The following is a 19,377-nucleotide window of genomic DNA, read 5'->3' on the forward strand; positions in this document are numbered from 1 at the left end:
AAGGTAATATATACATTATTTACTACAAATAAAAAGACCATCAGGCACGAGTCCCAATGGTCTTTATAAAATAAGAAAACGGTTGTATAGCTAACAGCTATTAATACTCCATTGATTTTCAACAGAGTAAAGCCTATTTTTTAGACATTTTATTTACCTCAACCCATTGCCCACGTTTGCGAGCTTGAATGCTTTTATCATACATTGCCTCAACAGATAAAGCTGGCAAATAATAACGTCCCAAATAACTTGCGTTGAGCAAAACATGAAACGTTTTACTCTTGCCTTTTTTCAAATCAAAAAACGTATAAACTCGATCGTCTCGAATATCCAAATATTCTGCCTTGTCTCCCCCTGCAGTAGCACCAGTTAGACGTGTATTATGAATTTCCCATCCAGAAGGGAATACTTGATGAATGGCCAATTCATTGTAATCCATTGCCCCTGTATTTTTAACCGTCACTTGAGCTTTGAAATCTGTTCCTTGCGAAATGTTGGAGGGGTCTATTTTGTTCCCCATCATATCCACATATACAACCTTTAATTCTAAACCTTTTGCTGTTTCTGTTTCATCCATTGCCGCAGGAATACCATCTGAAATCACACGAGCAAATAGCACAGCACCACTTGTATTTTTAAATTCAACCTCTTTTGCCTGTTCGCCATCTAAATCTAATTGCCAAATTGGTTTCTTGCTCTTCAGTGTTTGCCAATTGCCACCCGCTAAACGGTATTCAAACACTAATTCTCTACTCACACCTCCTTGGCCTACAAATTTTGCCATTCCAACCAATGCTTGTGCTGTTTCTTGAGTATTCAACCAAGTATCAGAAGCCAATTTTGAGGTAATTTCCTTCACAATATCATTGGCATTATTACGCAAATCCATAATACTCAACGCTTGTAAAATCAACGCTTGATCACGGAATTTTGAACCAAACGTTGTCGCTCCTGTGCTTCCTTTATAAGGCAAGGCAGTTAACACAGCTTTAGCCGCTAATGTTTTAGCCACATCTTTTTGACCTGCAATATGATAAGCAGCAGCCAAATACCAGCGTGCTGCCACGGCATCAGCTGTTGTTTGTTTTAAACGCATCCTATTCATAGATCCCAAATCTGGTTTTCCTGCTAAAGCCAATAAATACAAGCGGTAAGCTTGCGTTAAATCATCGCCAACAGTTCCTTTTGCAGTCCACTTTTGAGCAGCACTTGTCTGAAACGCAATCCATTTATTCATAAATGCATCCGTTACCGTATAACCTGCTTTTTTAGCTTCTATCATAAAATGCCCTGCATAATTGGTCGCCCACATATCATCGGCTTGCCCTGGCCAATAAGCCATTCCACCACTTGGGTTTTGATAACGATACAATCGTTTCACCCCCGCCTTGATATTGGTATTGATTGCCTCTTTTTTTGTTTGAGGCAAATCCATCAAAGACGTTAAGTACACTTGTGGAAAGACTGAAGACGTGGTTTGTTCAACACATCCATACGGATAGCGAATTAAATATTTCAATCGTTTGCCCAAATTCATAGCAGGAATAGAAGAAACTTCCAGCACGCCATTATTCGTACCAAGCATGCCAATTGGTTGGTACGTTTGCTTCCACGATTGGTTATTTTCAATAGTTTGGTGTGCGACCAATGTTTCTCTTGGATTAGCATTTCTAATCGTAACATCTGTTTCATACACTGCCGATTCTTTGCCACTACTAACAGTGATCTTTACATGTCCTGTTCCAACTCTAGGTTTTGTTTTTAACTGGAAATAAGCCAAATCATCTCCGGGTTGCTTGAACGTCAATTTAGTGCTTTTGCTTCCTTTAATTTCTAACAAATCATTGCATTCAATTGTAACATCTACGTTTTTCACATTGTCTTTCATAGCAAAAACAGTTACTGGCAGTCGGAATGTTTCGTCTACTCCCAATACACGAGGTACTGTTCCCAAAACCATCAAAGGTTGGCGAACTGGAATTGCTTTTTCGGCAGCACCGTATGCCCCTTCATGAGCAGCAACAACCATGGCACGAACAGACCCAACATAATTGGGCATTGTAAATTTGTGATTTGCTGTTTCTCCTTCTTTCAAGTAAAATGGTCCCATGTACAAAACAACAGGCTTAAAGCGGTCAGGTTTTTTCCCTGCTTTGTTGGCGTTAAAGCCATCTCCACCAATACTCAATAAGCTTTTAACATCTCCACCAAAGGCACCGAGAACATCGTTGTACATATCCCAAGTTTTTACCCCTAGTGCCTCTCGTTGGTAAAATGTATGCCATGGATTTGGTGTTTTAAAACGAGTTAAATCCAACAAACCTTCATCCACAATAGCCACAGTATATGCCATCGCTTTGCCTCGTCGATCTTTGACCGACATAGCAAATTCTTGACCAGGACGCAACTCGTCAGGGATAACCATTTCTGGCTCTAAATGTGTCTTAGGATCTTCTACCGACAATGGAATTGCTCCATACATTCGAATTGGCAAATCATTTTTGGTTTGAGCATGAGGTTGTAACAACGAAACCGATGCATAGGCATTGGGTGCCATTTCTTTGGTTGCTTTAAACCTAAATTGTGTTGTTCCTTTCTTGGTATTTACCCAATGTGCTTCCACGATTTTTGTACCATTCTCTATAGAAACAAGTGCACGCCCTACATTTCCTGTTGGAATATTTAAAGTAATTTCCTCTCCTACTTTATAGGTCTTTTTATCTGCCGAAAAATTCAAAGCAGTTGCTCCTCCTGGATCATTCTCTGTTGAACGTCCTGCCCATCCTGGCCAATCTATATAAAAGACTTTTCCTGTACTATGTCCTTTTTTACCATTTGAAACACGAACTAAATAACGCCCCCAATTAGGGTACTTCACTTCCATTTCCCAAGTTCCTCGACCATTTTTAGTCGATACTTTTCCTGTGGCAACCTCTGTTCCATATACTTTTCCTCGATAACTCGAAACGGCATCTCGATTTTTATCAAACCACCATTTCCAATCCAACTTATACAGTTTCACCTCCAAATCTTCTTCATCCACAGGATTTCCGTCTTTATCTAATGTGACAATCTCTATATTGTGCTTTACATCTGTTAGCAACATATTCCTAGCCTCATCCCCTTTCGGTACACGTACTCCAACATACGTTTTGTATGGATGATAAGGCATTGCAAATTGACTAATACTAAAATCTCCCCCTGGCTCAAAAACTTGCATTCTAAAGTTTGCCTTTAGCATTCCTGGACCTTGTCTTGAGGCCACAATATTTGCTTTTACGTTTGCTTTTCCCGCTTCATCAAGTTTGTCCTCAAAGATGACTTTATCTTCTGGCGAAAATTCTCTAGCGGGATCATGAAAAACATATTCATCGTATTTTGTAAACTTTGTTTTTCCTTCTGATAACGTCACCTCTACTTTTGCTTTTAGGTTTTTAGCAACCGCTCCGTGCAACCATGTTGACGTCAATATTCCATCAAGTGATTTATTTTCTACTGACAATTCTTTTACTCCAAAGTCCAAATCCATTTTAAGTCGATTGGGCTTGATGGTTTCTATTTTAATATTTTTACTAAATTTTGCTCCTCCTACACGAACCGTAGCCAAGTAATTTCCTGTTGGTGCATCGTCATCTGTTTGACAAGTAAAATTGTACACGCCATTCACGCCTTTGGTTGTTGTTTTCTTGACCACGATAGAACCTCTAGAATCTTTTAATGTAAATACAACAGGGTGATTCTTTGGGAGTGTCTTGTCTTTGTCTTCTAAAATAAAGTTCAAAAACAACTCATCTCCTGGTCTCCATACGCCACGTTCTCCATAAATAAAACCTTTCAAACCATTGTGGTAAGTACTTCCAGCGACATCAAAGCGACTCATAGACAGCGCAGATCCATCATCTAACCGCAAGTAACCTCTTTGATCACCATACTTGGCTATCAAGAAAAATGGTTTTTTAGCCAAATTGGGGCGAGCCATACCCGATTTATCCGTTTTTGTGGTTCCGATCAATTCTTGATGATAATCATAGAACTCTAATTCCACATTTTTAAGTGGTTCTGTGGTCTGCAAATTATTAACAACAAACAAATTACCATTGTCTCCCTGCTTGGCAATAATTCCCAAATCAGAAGCTAATATATTGCGTTTTGCAACCAAATTTGGACGATAATAATAACGACTACAAGGATTTTCCAAATCACCATAATCATAATCATCTTCGTAATTATCCCAATAGCTACTGCTATAATTCGGGCTATCCCAATTCTTTGGCAATGCCATCATATTTACCTCGTCATAATGTGCTTCCTCTCGATCCGATTTTTCACAAGGATACAAAGAATACGATTGGCTAAACCCTAAAGCAATTTCGTAAATCGCACCTGGTTCGGGCGTAATCAAATCCGCCAAATCCAATGAGTGATTCGTCCATTCTGCTAAGTCCAATCCTTTAGTTTTAAACGGAATTTTCTTCTCCAAAACAACTGTTCCGACACGTTTTAACTCGCTATCACCATCTATGTGATTGACTTGAAAAAATTGCTTGACATTCTTTTCCCTTACTTTGATAACACGCACATCTATGGCATTTAGATTTACTGTTTTGAATACAACAGGCATCGACTTAGATTTGGGAATAATATTTCCATCTCCTACCCATTTTACTTGCGGCTTTGTATCAGAAAAAGTAATCGTTTCTGTCAACGGTTTTCCCAACTTCTTGCCCAGTATACTTTTAATCTCGCTAGAGATTTTTAATTCTTTTTTTCCTGAAAAGTTTCCATCTGTAAACAGTTTAATTTTATTGTCTTCAATGGCGTACTTTAAATTTCTGCTTCCCAATTGAATTAAGCCCTCTAAGTTTTGTTCTGCATCCAAAACATCTGAAAACTCCAATACAATATGCTGTTCTGGTTCATTATAGCGATAAGTATTGGTATGTATAAATTCACTTTCAGAAGGAATTGTAAAGGAATATTCTTCTGTAGTCGTTGAATTAACAGGCTTTCCATTGAGCTTCCAAGTAATAGGGTAAGCTTTTGCTTTTTGAGGTAAGTTCTCAATACTAAAAAGGTGCTTCTTATTGTTTTGGTGCTCCCAAATAATTTCTAATTGAGTAGCTCCATTATACGCTGTCAAAACCTTTTCGATACTTTCTATATCTTCGACATCGTGTGTTATCAACTGCCCTTTTAACTGCATCCAAGTATTGTTTTTATCTTTGGTAACAGTACTCGCCAAAGGACTAACATTAATAAACTGATCTTTTGCCTTAAATTGAAAGACAAAATCAGACAAGTCTGCTGGGATCTGAGGCAATATATCGGATAAATTCAGAGTTGCTGTGTAGATCTGTCCTGACTTTAAGTCTTCTGAAGGGATAAACTCAATCGTCTGTTTGTCACTCCAAACAGCTTCGCCCTTCAAATGGGGCTCAAAAGAGAACGGGCTGGGATATATAGGAGTTGAAACAGAAGCTGTAACCTCTTCTTGAAAGGCTACCTTTATGCTCGACTTTTTAGAGATTTCGCCATCTGTAAAAGCTGATAAATAATCATCGTAAGATGGATTATATTGGATTCGTGTTGGCTTTTGTTCTGTGGTGCATGCTCCTAGCAACAAGGCTAAAGCAACGAACAAAATACTTAGTTTCATTGTATTCATTTGATTTACTAATTAAGGATTTTTAGAAAATGTTTGGTTCTATGTTTTATTCGTTAAATACTGCTGATAACATTGGTTATACGTTTTGTAATGTTTACAAACGCCAAATAAGTTACAATGACAATCAACAACACCTCCTTCTAACAAAAAGCAATACCATAAAACTGAATCTGCTTAAGCACTTCGTTTCGCATTGTCTATCACTTGAGTTAAAATTGCTTGATTTTTATGAATATGAATAGAATACGTTCGCTGCTCTATCATACATTTATCACAATTAACAATTAAAGTCAACTGCTCTTGAGCAGACCAATAATACTCGTATGTAAGGTGATTTCGATTATCTTCAGGCAATAAAATATTTCCAATGGGATGGGCTGTTTTGCTGTTTTTCTTTTGAAAATATACTAAAATCTCAGGAGCTTGATGCATTATTCTATCTTTTTGATAGAGCATAATTTGGTATGCTGCGCTAGGTGCATGAATTTTGCCCCACAGCTTCTTTTCTTCTTCTTGAGCCGAACATAACAGAATAAAGCTGCCGAGGAATATTAAAATAAAATAATAAAGGAGTCCATTTTTTTTCATATTGACGATTGGCTAACTACTATAAAAAACCACTATATCAACACTTCTTACTCACAATATACGCCAAAATAAACAAAGCGTTTCACATTTATTTGCTTGTTTGAGTATTTGGTAGTTCCATTGATTAGTTGGTTTAAAGGATAAAACTTATTACCTTGCGCTGCCCTTAATACACTTTTGGTCCCCCCTTAGTAAATTCGTATTAAAAGACTTATACAACATGCAAAACCTATTTTTATTAATAAGTATCTTCTTCTGTACCTATACACTTAGTTATGCCCAAGAAGGGCTAAAGCTTGGCCTACATTTTACCCCTGGTCTTTCTATGGCACTAAACAACGAGGATATGGACAAAGGTTCTAGTTTAGATTTACAAACTGCCTTTGCCTACAATACTGGTTTTTTAATAGGGTATGGTATCACAGAAATTTTTAGCGTTTCAACAGGAGTAGGCTATCAACAACATACTGCTTCGTTTGTACACAATCGAGCAACATTGCCTACTAATAAGTTGAAAGATCCTAATTTGGGCGCCCCAATAACTCGCCAAGCCAACTATGTTCGCGTCCCTTTGCTTCTAGAAATTAGTACTGACCCAAATCGTGCAGCTGGCTTTTTTGCTCGTTTAGGTCCTCATTTTGATTTTTTGACAACTGCTATCTACAAAGACGAACGACTCAATGGTTTTAGTCAGTATGACAAAGGTGGTATTGATTTGCGTCAAAAAATTACATTGTACCAAAAAAATGAAGCCACAAATGGCATTATTAGTCTGGGGAGGCAAGAGAAAATTTATCGAGATTTTGTACCTGGAATCACTGCCGAAGTTGGTGCTCAAATTCGAATTAACGACTACTTAAAAATGACGTTATTGCTTCATGTTGAAGGCTCATCTAATCCCGAAGGAGAGGGCGCTGCTAGTTTTGCCCACAACTTAAATCGCGGAGATTACTTGGTCACCGCTAATCCAATTACCAGTCCTAGCCAGGCAACAGTAGATGCCAACAAAAGTACCCTAGAGGAAACTCCTTTCGATGCTGTTTTTCCCAATTATACAGATGAAGCAGACAAAAATGCTACTTTTAGGAGTCCTACATGGAATGTTATGGCTGGTTTTCAAATCGGTATTATTTATACCTATAGTCCTGAATAAATCGCTTTAAAAGCAATTCTGTTAAGGGATAAAAAAAAGCAAAACTATAATTTGATTCCTCAAAATTCTTACTAACTTTGAGTAGTTTAATCAAGCTATTAACAAAATCATAACAATATGAAAAACTTAACTTTTTTGGCTTTAGCCTTATTTTTGTCTAGCAATATTTTTGCTCAAAAAGGAGTAAAAATAGGACTTCAATTTACTCCTGGAGCTTCTCTATCTTTGCAAAATGAGGATTTTGATAGAGGTGAAGATTTGAATTTAAGCGGAGCTTTTGGATGGAATATGGGACTAACCGTGGGCTATGGATTTAGTGAGACATTTAGTTTGTCTACTGGGCTTATGTTTAACAATCACCAATCTAAATATGTTCATGATCGTCAATTCTTTAATGGCACTAGCACAGCGGACCCCAATTATAAAAAAACATTTACTAAGAACCTAGGTTATATTCGCATTCCTTTATTACTAGAAGTTGGCTCATCTCCTGACCAAGCTGGTGGCTTTTTCTTCCGTTTTGGTCCTCATTTTGATTTCATGACAGGTGGTAAATATAAAGATGAGCGTTTAGAAGGTTTTTCTAGATATGATAGTGAAAAAGGACTTGATTTAATGGGGCAAACTGCTTTGTGGGCTCCTTCTTCTGACGAAAAAACCTCTACAAAAACAAATCAAACAGATGATATTTATAACAAAGTTGTGATTGGCTTAAGTGTAGATATTGGAGGTCAAATAAAATTGATTGATAACTTAAAAATGATTCTTACCTTACACCTTGAAACATCTCTAACAAATCCAGAAGGTGTTGGTGCTTCTAGTTATAGTAATAATATTTCTGATGAAGTTTTTGCTGAAAACCTACTTTCTGCTGATGGTATTTCTGATGGATTAAAAGCTCTAAGTGATAGAACACCTTTTGACGCTATGTATCCTAACTATATTAGTGAAGATAGAAAGGGCGCAACTCATAGAGATGCACCATTTAATGTAATGGGTGGATTTACAATTGGCTTTATTTATACTATTCCCGTTGATTAAACTTTTTTATTCAAAAAAATGCGCTATACTCCAACGGTATAGCGCATTTTTTTTTGCCTTAAACAAGGAATGCACTACTTAAATACAAATCCATTAGCAAAAACACCTACCGTATAAGCGTCTATTAACATTCCATTGGTATCATAACGTCGTGCTTCTGCTGCATTAACACCAACAGAAGTTGCTGCATAAATATAGTTGGTAACAGGATCAAACCCTAAACCATAAAAACTTCCATTAAATAGACTTTCTTCTACATCTGTCCCAATGTGATATTTCCAAACTTGGCTTGTTCTGCTATAATAAAGCTCTCCCTTGTTCGCCGTATTGATGATTAAATTACCAATTGGCTTGCCTTTTCCAAACGAAATTGTTTTAGTAATGGCGTTGTTTGTTGGATTAATCCTAATCAAACCACTTGCTGTACTATTGGCAGTATCTATTGTTGGATAAGTCAAATAAGCTACTTTTCCAGCACAAGCCACCCAAATAAAACCATCTACATCTTCCACACAAGCACTAGGTTTGTCAAAAACAGAGATAGTTGTTTCAATTTGGTCTGTAACAGTATTAAGTACTGTTACAATATTATTGGTTCCATAGCCACCGACATGAGTAATGTAGAGTTTGGCATCCTTAAACAAAAGTTGCTCAGGTCCTACACCTACTGCAATTCGGTTGATAACGGTGTGTGTATTTAAATCCAAAATAGCAATTGTTCCAGTCAATCCATCATCCCCCCACTCTGTTACATACGCCTTATTCGTAGATATTGCCAAACAGTATCGAGGCAACCGCAAGCCTATAATTTGAGCTTTTTCTTCAAATGTATTGGCATCAGCTACCTCTATTTTATTTGAATTATTAACAACAATATAAGCCCTATCTTCATAAAAACTCATTGACTGTACCACATCTCCCAAATCACGACCATTTACTTGTTTGAAGATTTTTTGCTGTACCGTTCCATTCGTTCGATTGTAATAACTTATAGTGCCCGAAGTTTGCCCGAATACCCCTTCATTAATTGTAAATACTCCCTCCGAATAAGTTCCAGAACTACTTGGTGGCTTTTCTTCTGTACATGCCGAAAGAAAAAGCATACATCCCATCAAACCATACCATAAACGTCTCATATTGATTTTATTATTTGATTCTGAATAATTCTTTTAATTTATCTAGCCAACTGGTTGTTCTTTTGCGTTCACCATAAGGACCTTCTTCATAGTAACTATAATCATAATCACCTTTGCGAATAGAGCGTTTCATCTGCCACCAACGATAAATGAGCAGAATACATAAAATTAAAATGATATAATTCCAAAGCATATGATTTCATTTATTTTGTATTCAATTATCAGTCTATTGAATTCTCAAAAATTAATATCCTACAAAATGTTTTTCCAAGTAGTTATTGACCAATCCATCAATGTTGCTTTCCTTTCATAATTCCAAAGATGTGCAACAAAGCAGGGAATAAGGCATCCATAGATTCGCTTGCTCCTTTTGTAGATCCTGGTAATGTCAATATTAATGTATTTCCTTTGGTTCCAGCAATAGACCTAGACAACATCGCATAAGGCGTTCGATCTTGCCCATAACTTCTGGCAGCTTCCATAATCCCTGGAATTTCTCGATCCAACAAAGGCAAAACAGCTTCTGGGGTTACGTCTCTAGGAGATAGTCCTGTACCTCCAGTAAAAATAATTAAATCCTTGCCTTGCTCGTGCAACAGAGCTACTTGGCGCTGAATTTCGTCTACTTCATCAGGAATAATCTCATAGGCAACAACCTCAACACCACAATCCTCTAATTTGTGTATGATGGCTTTACCCGCTCTATCTTTCTTAGTACCTGCGGAGATTGAATCGGAGCAAACAACAACACCAGCAGTTAAACCATTGGGGTGTTTTTCTTTGTAATCTGATTTCCCTCCCCTTTTCTTCAAGAGTTTGATTGTATTAATTTCAATTCCTTTATCAATGGGTTTTAACATATCATACATCGTCAAGGCAACTAAAGATGCCCCATGCATTGCTTCTACTTCTACACCTGTTTTATAAATTGTTTTTACCTCTACTGTAATCAATAATTGTAGACCTTCAATTTCATAACTGATATTGGTATACTCAATCGGCAAAGGATGACAATCTGGAATCAAATCAGACGTTTTTTTTACACCAAAGAGACCAGCTACCTTTGCCATTTCAAAAACATCTCCTTTGGGAACTGTTTTATTTACAATAGCATCAATTGTAGCTTGCTGGCTGACGGTTACAATAGCATGTGCTACAGCCATACGCAATGTATTGGATTTGTGTGTTATATCAACCATACTCTATTTATTTACTTTCCATTGATGACTTTGATCCTTAAAAATTTCTTTTCCAAAAATTGGAACTTCTGCTTTTATTGCTTCTACGATATATCGAGAAGCTTCATAGCACACAGCTCGGTGGGGTGAAGATACAAAAACGAACAAACATATTTCGCCTGCTGCTACGGCTCCCAAGCTATGATGAATGTGCATACAAGTAATTTCAAATTGCTCGAATGTATGTTCTCTGATTTCGTGCATTTTTTGCTCTGCCATTTCTTCATAAGCACTATACTCTATAGCTTGGACTTCTTTGCCCTCAATTACATCTGCTCGTACTTGTCCCAAAAATATATTGTGTGCACCAATATCTGTTTTAGTTTGGTGTTTGGCAATAGATTGACCTATAAAAGCAGCTGGTATGCCTCCTTGCATAAATACTTTTTTAGGCAACTTTAATCGACTCATAATATGTTATTTTCTGTTTTAGTCTATTTATTTACACCTGCTTTACTCAATAGTTCGTTGAAAAACTTTATTAGTTTGATAATCAGCAAGTTGTATCTTTGTTGTGTTTTGTGTTAAAATTTTGATTATCAAACTAATATAAATGTGCTTTTTTATCTTTTTGGTAAAAAAGTAAAAAATCAACGAACTACTATTACTAAGAAGTTGTTTAGAAATAGTAGGCTGTGTAAATGTGATTTTTAGTAGGCATTTCACAAATTTCTACGAAAATGCTTCCTATTCGTCTGTTCGTACAAAGAACGTATATTCTACTCGTTTTTCTTTATTTTTAAATTGAATTCATCAATAAAGGTTATTCAACATCAATTCTACCATCTCTACAAGCACTGTACGTTTAAAACCTAAAAGATGTATCTTTTTCAGTATAATTTCGTTATGTCCATAAACGCTTTCTTATGATGCCACAATTCTACGGGTTACTATTAATATTCTTAGGGCTGATTCATACTGCTTCTTGTAGCTCTTCCAATAAAACAGAGGAAGTCTCTTCAAGCCACCATCAGAGCAAAGATAGTCTTATCAACGATAGTATTCCAACAAAAACGATAGACACTAGTTTGTCAAAAAAGGAGACTCCTCCTAGATTAGAAGATTTTTCTACATTTACTAGAACAAAAATTGAACAAAACTTAAACAAAAAGATAAGTCAAAACATCCCTTTAGTTGTTCATGTATTTGTTCCTCTTTGCGACAATGAACATCAAGGTATCGTTCCGACTACAGCCTCATTGGGCAATGGATTTAGCCTGCGTTCCAATTTATACTGGGCAACTAGCACTGGCATGAAGCGGTATTTCAAAGAGAAAAAAACATGGACGTTATTGCAAAGTACTAAAAACATTTATCATGATTCCACCGTTTTGGAACGTGTTGTTTTTAAAAGAACTTACCCCAATAAAGCAGTTGTTTATTTGGTAGCGGATGCTTATCGTGGAGATAAAATGTTGGCAACACTAAATGATTTTTTTAGAGCAATGTCCAATAATTATACTTCCACAATCGCTTTGCCCGATCATACCATTAGCATTCATGGTGGTGCAGATTTAGTTGTTTTTAATGGTCACAATGGGTTGTTAGACTTTCCTGAAGGAACTCCAACCACTTTTTATAATACCACCAATAGTCAAAAAGACATGGTAGCCATTGCTTGTTTTGCCAATGAGTATTTCGAGACAGAAGCACGCCAAGCACAAGCTTATCCAATTGTACGAGCCAAAAGCACCTTGCACCCTGGAGCGTTTATTATTAGTGCCATTATAGACGACTGGGCAATGCTAAAATCTGTAGAACAAATGCGACTGAGTGCAGGAAAAGCGTACTGTGATGTACACGACTGTAGCATAAGAACTAGCAAGAATTTATTTTATAAAGGATGGAGGACTGAAAATTGACCGTAAACAGAGGACTTTGATTCCTACGACCGAATAACATATCATAAGATGCAATAAGTTCTTGTTAGCTATCAAATATATTATTGCATTATAATAAATATACCTAATTTAACAATTAAGTTTTCAGCAAAAAAAAAAGAAAAAAAGAAACTTTTGAGGTAATACTTTTGTTTTTACTTACATTAACAACTGTCTTTTCGTCAATAGAAAACTTGTTTAAGACAAATCAAAAATTACAGAACCGTAAAAATTGTAATAAAATGAAAAATTACACCAATATCTTTTTTGTAGGTTTATTAACTATATTATTTGCTGCATCTTGTAGCAACAACAATCAACCAACTATGCAACCAACTGAATTAGACAGCGAAAGTGCTACGCTTACCAGAGCAGGCAAAGCTGAATCTAAAGTATTGGAAGTCAACTTTGAAGGACAAATGATTAAGCTAGAAACTAGTGATATCGTTGCTACTGCTCAAGCCATGAACTCAGAAGATGCCGATGCTCAACACATTATGAACATCAATTCTACTCTAATGGGAGCAGAAAAAGAAGCTCAGTTGCTAGATGTTAACTTTACAATGTCTGATGAACCTGTAGAAAATGGTATGTTTATATTTGGTATCGAAACAGAAGATGCTAAAAGTTTGAAAATTGAGATGTACGACGAAGAAGGTTATGCAATGGTTGCAAACAATCAATTTGACATCACAGAAGGAAATAACTACAAAGCTCTAAATGTTAAATCTTTAGATAACGGAACCTATACATTCCGTCTAAAAGATGATACAGGTAAAGAATTAAATAGAACTGTAAAAGTTAATGCGGCAGAATAAGCGCATTTGTTTATCATAGCTAAAAAAGGCGGTCTATCCACATGGATAGACCGCCTTTTTTTGTCCATAAATCAACGTTAAATTAATCTTTGGCTTTTACAACAACTGAATCCCTCTAACATTCGCAGCCGTATGAATTTCATCCGTCCAAATACTAACTTGCACTTCACCAATATGCTGTTTTTGAAGCAGTAACATTGCCAATCTAGATTGTCCAATTCCTCCTCCTATGCTTTGGGGTAACGTGCCTTTTAGTAAAAGTTGATGATAGTAATAATCCCTTCGATCCAAGCTTTCTTCTAATTCTAATTGCCGCATCAAAGCTGTTTCGTCTACTCTAATGCCCATTGATGACAACTCAAAAGAACGTTTTAAGATAGGGTTCCAAACAACAATATCACCATTCAACCCCTTCTTACCTTCGCTTGTTGTCGTAGACCAATCGTCATAATCGGGGGCTCTTCCATCGTGTTTTTTTCCATCTTGCAAAACACCACCTATCCCAATTAAAAAGAAAGCACCATATTCTCTTGCAGCAGCATCCTCCCGTTCCTTGGCATTCAAGCTAGGGTATTTAGCCAACAAATCTTCGCTGTGTAAAAAGGTAATTTGTTCAGGCAAAAAAGGAGTCAAATGATCATAAGTTTCAGAAACTCTTAATTCCGTTAGTTTCAATGCTTGGTAAATCCGCTGAACCGTTGCCTTTAAAACTTCTAGCGTTCGATCCTTCGTATGAATGCATTTTTCCCAATCAAATTGATCGACATAAATGGAATGCAGAGGAGACAACACCTCGTCTGGGCGCAATGCTCTCATATCGGTCACGATTCCTTTTCCAACAGGAATTTCATATTCTTTTAATCGCAATCGCTTCCATTTTGCCAAAGAATGTACCACTTCAGCTCTTTTTTCAGCCCAATCTTTGATTGGAAAACGCACTGGTCGTTCTATGCCATTCAAATCATCGTTAATTCCCGTTCCTGTCAAAACAACAGCAGGTGCTGATACTTTTGTCAAATCTAATGCATCTGATAAAGCAGTCAAAAATGTGCTTTTTACAAATTCTACTGCTTTTTCTGTTTCCAATTTTCCTAAGCTTACTTTTTTTAGAACTTTTGTTTCTGTTTTCATGATAATTGATGTTTTATTAAAATTTGAAGCAAAAAACATGAGTCATCCCGAATTTTTCGGCGATGACTTTTTTTTTGGAAAAAAGATAGGAATCTACTAGATTTAATTACCACAAAAAATTAGAGATTCCTATGTATTATAATAAACTACAAGATACAGAAAATATCAATAAAGAGAATGGAGCAGGATGGACAATTTTACATCGCTCACATCAATACTTGTCTAAATTACTCTTAAAACTAGATGAAGATTTAGATAAACGTTTGGTGCGTACATTTTATAATGTATTTATAGCAGTTTTAATGTCAAGAAATCGTTCAGATGCCTTGCTATTGACCGAGTTAGGCGCCTTAGTTCTTGGTCCTAAAAAAGCTAAAGCAGGAGTAAAACGTGTGAGTAATTTATTTCGCAGTAAGAAATGGGATTACCAAATAATAGATCAACATTTAGAAGAAGAGTTTGTTGCTAGATTGGAAGATAAGCAAGAATTAGGAAAAAGTTGGTTGATGCTCTGGGATGATAGTGTACTAGAAAAGCCCGAAAGTTGGTTTAGTGAAGGGCTAAGCCCAGTACACAGTAAGAAGAGTCAACGGTTAACACGAATAAAACCAGGTTATTATGATAAGCATAAACGTATTTGTGTTCCTGGATTTGAGTGGTCGGGTGCAGTTTTAACCTCCTTGCATGCGAAGGAAGTTCCTCAAATATCTAAAATGCGTTGGTTTGCCACAAGAGGTAAACATAAAGAGGAAAGTTCGGAGATATTTTATCGGATGTTTAATGCTCTAAATAAACGTGTAGCATCTACACAAGCGGATGTGCTTCATGTCTTTGATAGAGGTTATGCCAATGGTGTTTTTGTAGAACGTATGCTCAACTTTAAAGCAAAGTTTCTAGTTCGTTGGAAAAAGCTTAATAATTTGATTGATGAAAATGGAGTGAAGAAAAATACCTATCGTCTTTCTCTGGGACAAAAAGCTAAGGATCATCGCCTAATATGGGATAATATTCGGAAAGAAACGAGAAGCGTCAAAATACTCTACCGAAAAGTAGCTCATCCATGGTTTCCCCAAACAGATTTATACCTCGTTATTGTTCGTGATAAACGCAAAGGCACTTCTCCTATGTACTTGCTAACCAATGAAGTAATTGACACTTGTGGCAAAGCATGGGAAATGTTCTATTCTTATATGAAACGATGGGATATTGAACAGGTTTTTAGATATGGAAAATCAGAGTTGGGTATGGAGTCTCCTAGGCTTTGGTTCTTTGAAAATCGTCTTAAAATGTTGATGTTAGTTACTTTGGTAATGGATTTTTTGTTTCGGATGTTGAGGAACTTTAGAGCAACTATGACTACTATCATTAATATTTGGTGTCCTAGAACAGGAAATCGGCACCGAAAGACTTCGATGCCGATTTACAGACTTAGAAAAGCCATCCATTTTATCTTAACATTTTTATTTTGTCAATGTGCTTTAGAAAATTCGGGATGACTCATGTATTATTTTATAGATATACGAATACCAGTCAGCTCGAATGAAATCTGTTAGTTAAATAATTATTATTGTTATTATTAGAGCAAAAAAATACTGGTAACATTGTCTTAAATTGTATGGTTTGGTTCATTAGAATGTGGTTTCAATAAGGCAAAAAAAAAGAGCTTGAATCAGTTCAAGCTCTTTAGATATATTGATTTATAATACACACTTTTAGCTCTCACTATTCTTAATTGAAAAGTAGAAGTTATTATTATTAAAAGTGTTATTATTAATTATTCTCATGTAGATATTTTATTGTTTTGTTCGATAGTTGTTATACAAGTTTAAATAAACATTTTGAAAAAAGCAATAGTCTTGCACTCATTTTTTTATTTTTTGGCAAAATTTGAAGCAAAAAAACTAGTTCACATGACCACTTTTCACCAATTGCTCCACTTGATCTTTAAATGTTTCTGACAAATCTCTATACACCAATCCCAAATCTTTTTTGCTATAGCTATTGTCGAACTTCATCGGTATCCCAACATTATTTCGAACAAATTTCCAAGAAAACCCGACAAAAGGACCAACCAAATACATTAAGAACTTGGGCAATTGTCTCGATGGCAATTTATATTTATCCCCAAACTCTCGGCGTAAAATAGTTGCTGCATCTAACATTGTCTTTGTTGTCGCACAGGTAATATGGCGACCAGAAGCACTTTCTTTGGTTCCTGCCAAAATATGAGCAGCTGCAACATCTCGAACATCAACAAAACCAAACGCCAAATAAGGGGCTCCCGATTTAAACGTTCCCGAAAGTAACTGGATCATAAAGTCGGTACTTTCACCATCTGTCCTATCGCTCAACGATGGTCCCATTACAAAAGAAGGATTGATGACCACCAAATCCCAACGTTGTTGTTCCCCTTCAAATTTCCAAGCTTCTTTTTCCGCCAGAGTTTTAGAATAACTGTAAGGCTGATGTTTTAGAGAACTAGTTGTATTCCAGTATGCTTCTGTAAAAACACCATTTTCAGTTTGTTCAATATCTGAAGCATCTCCATAAATAGCAACAACACTAGAAGTCAATACAACACGCTTAACAGTTGACGTATTATTAACGGTCTGCAAAATATTTCGAGTACCTTTTAAAGCTGGATCTACCAACTCCTTTTGAGGATCTTTTACATTCACCTTAAATGGAGAAGCCATGTGTATAACCAAAGCACAATCCTTCATCGCCTCAGCAAATGAGCCTTCTTTAAGTAAGTCTGCTTCGTATAATTCTAACTTTCCAGGAAACTGTTTTTGCAACTTCAGCAAATGGTCAACTTTGGCAATTTTAGATTTGTTTCGAACAGTAGCGTTTACTTTATAGCCTTGTTCTAACAACTGTTTAACCACCCAAGAAGCAATGTATCCACTACCTCCAGTTACTAGTACAGGTCTTTCTTTATCAATCATTTTGTATATATTTTTATAACTATTTTGAGATAGAACCTTCTAAAGCGATTTAAGTTACTGCACTTCAAAGGTTCTTTCTTTTATAACAGTTTTTCCCTCTTTTAGTTGATAAGAATAAGTGCCCTTTTCCAATTTTAAACTTGGAATTTCAAACGCTTCAATATGTTTACCAAATTCAAATGTTTTGCATTTAAAAAGTCGTTTTAATTTTTTCCCTTTTTCATTATATACAAACAAGCTAAGTTTTGTTTTCTTAGGAATTTTAAACGATACATATAAAATATTAGGATTTGGTGGCACAACATCCTCGTGATTCGTTTGAGCAACCATTGGTGCAGTAGCATTGGAAGGAATAGCCTCAACATCAATTAATGCTGTTTTGATGCTCAATCGGGTTTCATCCAAGCGTGTCCAAATAGGTCGAACCACGTCTCCCCTAGCAACAATATTATTATAATCCCCAAAGAAAATTCCTTGGTTGGGATAAAAAGGCTTGTCGTTGACTTTGAAGTTCACAAATGTTTTTCCTCCATCTGTGGAACGAGCCATGTAAACATTTGTTCGTTCGTCATCAAAATCTCTTCGATCGTAAAACACAAAGTACAAATATCCATTGGTCTGATCTACCGTCATCCATGTTAAGAATTGATGTTTTCCAGGAGCATCGTTATTGACACGAACAGGCTTAGACCATGTGTCGCCTTTGTCAGTAGAACTAGACAACCAGACATCCGTATCGTCCGTACCATTTCTTTGATCCGTCCAGTTAACATAAATGGTTCCGTTATAAGCTCCTCCACTAATATCACAAGTAGTAACAGGCAAACCATTACAACGATAAATCCCAGGTATTTTATAAGTCCATCCTCCTGGCATTGGATCAATGGCGATATCCTTATCTAACCACGTCTCGCCTCCGTCCAACGATCGGTCAAACACCAACCCCTTGGGACCTGCCCAAGCCACATACAGCTCTCCATTTGGACCTATCGTAGGCACCGCTCCCTCTGTCGTATTGTCATCGTCCAAACAATCTCCATCTATTTCATTAATTTTTTTTGCTTTAGTCCAAGTCTTTGCCTCATCTTTGGACATAGAAAACATAATCGAACTTTTATCTTTGGAACTCGTACTTCCGTACTTATCAAACTGCGTCCAAGTAACGTAAATATAATTTGTTTTAGGATCGACAATGGCCCAATGCTTATCTTGTGCTTTGGCTCCATTTAGCCCCATATAAGAGCCATTTGTCCAACTCTTTCCATTATCACTGGTTTTTTGGCAAACAATTCGGTCTATCCAATTTCCTTCTTCGGGATTAGATAAATGAAAGAAGTAAAAATTGCCTGCTGTATCTGGAATAATAACAGGATCTCCCCAAACTCCATAGGTAGAACGCAACGTTTTTTCCTCCCATGTTTTGCCGCCATCTTCAGAACGGTATAAATTAAAAATGTTAGAACCACCCAACAAAATATTAGGGTCTTTGGGGTGCAAAGCTATTGTTGGTTCGTTGGGCTCATAAGAAGTACCTATGACTATATTTTTATGCGGATTTTTCTGAGCTTGCAGAACAATCGTAGATAAGAGTAATAAAAAGGCTACAAATGTGTATTTCATAATTAGAATATATTTTATAATAATAAGCAATTGTCTCTCAAAACTATAGATTCACCCTATTCTTTTTTGCACTTTGATTAGGGCTAAATAAAAGGCGTTTTTATTATAATTTTTGACCACTTACGCCATTATTCAGCAAAGACTATTATCAGGTATTTC

General features: G+C 36.4%; 14 protein-coding genes. 5 read left to right on the forward strand and 9 right to left on the reverse strand.

Features of this window, described 5'->3' with window-relative positions:
• Window positions 1-133 precede the first annotated feature (133 nt).
• Complete coding sequence (locus tag QP953_RS22795) at window positions 134-5,656, reverse strand: MG2 domain-containing protein (RefSeq protein ID WP_309553060.1); 5,523 nt, start codon at window positions 5,654-5,656, stop codon at window positions 134-136.
• A 183-nt stretch (window positions 5,657-5,839) separates the two neighbouring features.
• Complete coding sequence (locus tag QP953_RS22800; RefSeq protein WP_052593880.1) at window positions 5,840-6,253, reverse strand: hypothetical protein; 414 nt, start codon at window positions 6,251-6,253, stop codon at window positions 5,840-5,842.
• 220 nt (window positions 6,254-6,473) lie between these two features.
• On the opposite strand from QP953_RS22800, the gene QP953_RS22805 reads away from it, so the two are divergent.
• Together QP953_RS22805 and QP953_RS22810 are read left to right on the forward strand one after the other, a co-directional pair.
• On the forward strand, window positions 6,474-7,406 hold the full coding sequence (locus QP953_RS22805; RefSeq protein ID WP_309553061.1) for an outer membrane beta-barrel protein: 933 nt from the start codon (window positions 6,474-6,476) through the stop codon (window positions 7,404-7,406).
• A gap of 117 nt (window positions 7,407-7,523) precedes the next feature.
• On the forward strand, window positions 7,524-8,447 hold the full coding sequence (locus QP953_RS22810; protein ID WP_309553062.1) for an outer membrane beta-barrel protein: 924 nt from the start codon (window positions 7,524-7,526) through the stop codon (window positions 8,445-8,447).
• Between the two features lie 74 nt (window positions 8,448-8,521).
• On the opposite strand, the gene QP953_RS22815 is transcribed toward QP953_RS22810, so the two are convergent.
• The 4 genes from QP953_RS22815 to QP953_RS22830 form a co-directional block, all read right to left on the reverse strand.
• The gene (locus QP953_RS22815; RefSeq protein WP_309553063.1) at window positions 8,522-9,583 is read right to left on the reverse strand and encodes a DUF5074 domain-containing protein; all 1,062 of its coding nucleotides are present in this window, start codon (window positions 9,581-9,583) and stop codon (window positions 8,522-8,524) included.
• A gap of 10 nt (window positions 9,584-9,593) precedes the next feature.
• Window positions 9,594-9,776, reverse strand: coding sequence for a hypothetical protein (locus QP953_RS22820; RefSeq protein WP_052593873.1), 183 nt, complete (start codon window positions 9,774-9,776; stop codon window positions 9,594-9,596).
• A 97-nt stretch (window positions 9,777-9,873) separates the two neighbouring features.
• Window positions 9,874-10,782 carry a bifunctional molybdenum cofactor biosynthesis protein MoaC/MoaB gene (gene moaCB / locus QP953_RS22825; protein ID WP_309553064.1) on the reverse strand — a complete coding sequence of 303 codons (909 nt, stop codon included), beginning with the start codon at window positions 10,780-10,782 and terminating at the stop codon, window positions 9,874-9,876.
• Window positions 10,783-10,785: 3 nt separating this feature from the next.
• Complete coding sequence (locus tag QP953_RS22830; protein ID WP_052593868.1) at window positions 10,786-11,232, reverse strand: molybdenum cofactor biosynthesis protein MoaE; 447 nt, start codon at window positions 11,230-11,232, stop codon at window positions 10,786-10,788.
• Between the two features lie 455 nt (window positions 11,233-11,687).
• Here QP953_RS22830 and QP953_RS22835 point away from each other — a divergent pair, with 455 nt between their 5' ends.
• Together QP953_RS22835 and QP953_RS22840 are read left to right on the forward strand one after the other, a co-directional pair.
• Entirely contained in the window at window positions 11,688-12,683 is a 996-nt protein-coding gene (locus QP953_RS22835; protein ID WP_309553065.1) for a hypothetical protein, read from the forward strand.
• A gap of 260 nt (window positions 12,684-12,943) precedes the next feature.
• Window positions 12,944-13,519 carry a hypothetical protein gene (locus QP953_RS22840; RefSeq protein WP_052593864.1) on the forward strand — a complete coding sequence of 192 codons (576 nt, stop codon included), beginning with the start codon at window positions 12,944-12,946 and terminating at the stop codon, window positions 13,517-13,519.
• A 96-nt stretch (window positions 13,520-13,615) separates the two neighbouring features.
• Here QP953_RS22840 and asnA read toward each other — a convergent pair whose 3' ends face one another.
• Window positions 13,616-14,650, reverse strand: a complete 1,035-nt coding sequence (gene asnA, locus QP953_RS22845; protein ID WP_309553066.1) for an aspartate--ammonia ligase — start codon at window positions 14,648-14,650, stop codon at window positions 13,616-13,618.
• A gap of 131 nt (window positions 14,651-14,781) precedes the next feature.
• On the opposite strand from asnA, the gene QP953_RS22850 reads away from it, so the two are divergent.
• Entirely contained in the window at window positions 14,782-16,146 is a 1,365-nt protein-coding gene (locus QP953_RS22850; RefSeq protein ID WP_052600389.1) for a hypothetical protein, read from the forward strand.
• A 405-nt stretch (window positions 16,147-16,551) separates the two neighbouring features.
• Here the strand turns inward: QP953_RS22850 and QP953_RS22855 are convergent, their stop codons facing one another.
• Together QP953_RS22855 and QP953_RS22860 are read right to left on the reverse strand one after the other, a co-directional pair.
• Window positions 16,552-17,598 carry an aldehyde reductase gene (locus QP953_RS22855; RefSeq protein WP_309553067.1) on the reverse strand — a complete coding sequence of 349 codons (1,047 nt, stop codon included), beginning with the start codon at window positions 17,596-17,598 and terminating at the stop codon, window positions 16,552-16,554.
• Window positions 17,599-17,652: 54 nt separating this feature from the next.
• Complete coding sequence (locus QP953_RS22860; RefSeq protein ID WP_309553068.1) at window positions 17,653-19,218, reverse strand: glycosyl hydrolase; 1,566 nt, start codon at window positions 19,216-19,218, stop codon at window positions 17,653-17,655.
• Between the last annotated feature and the right edge of the window lie 159 nt (window positions 19,219-19,377).

Origin of the sequence: Aureispira sp. CCB-E, assembly GCF_031326345.1 — a bacterium.
Classification (GTDB): Bacteria; Bacteroidota; Bacteroidia; order Chitinophagales; family Saprospiraceae; genus Aureispira.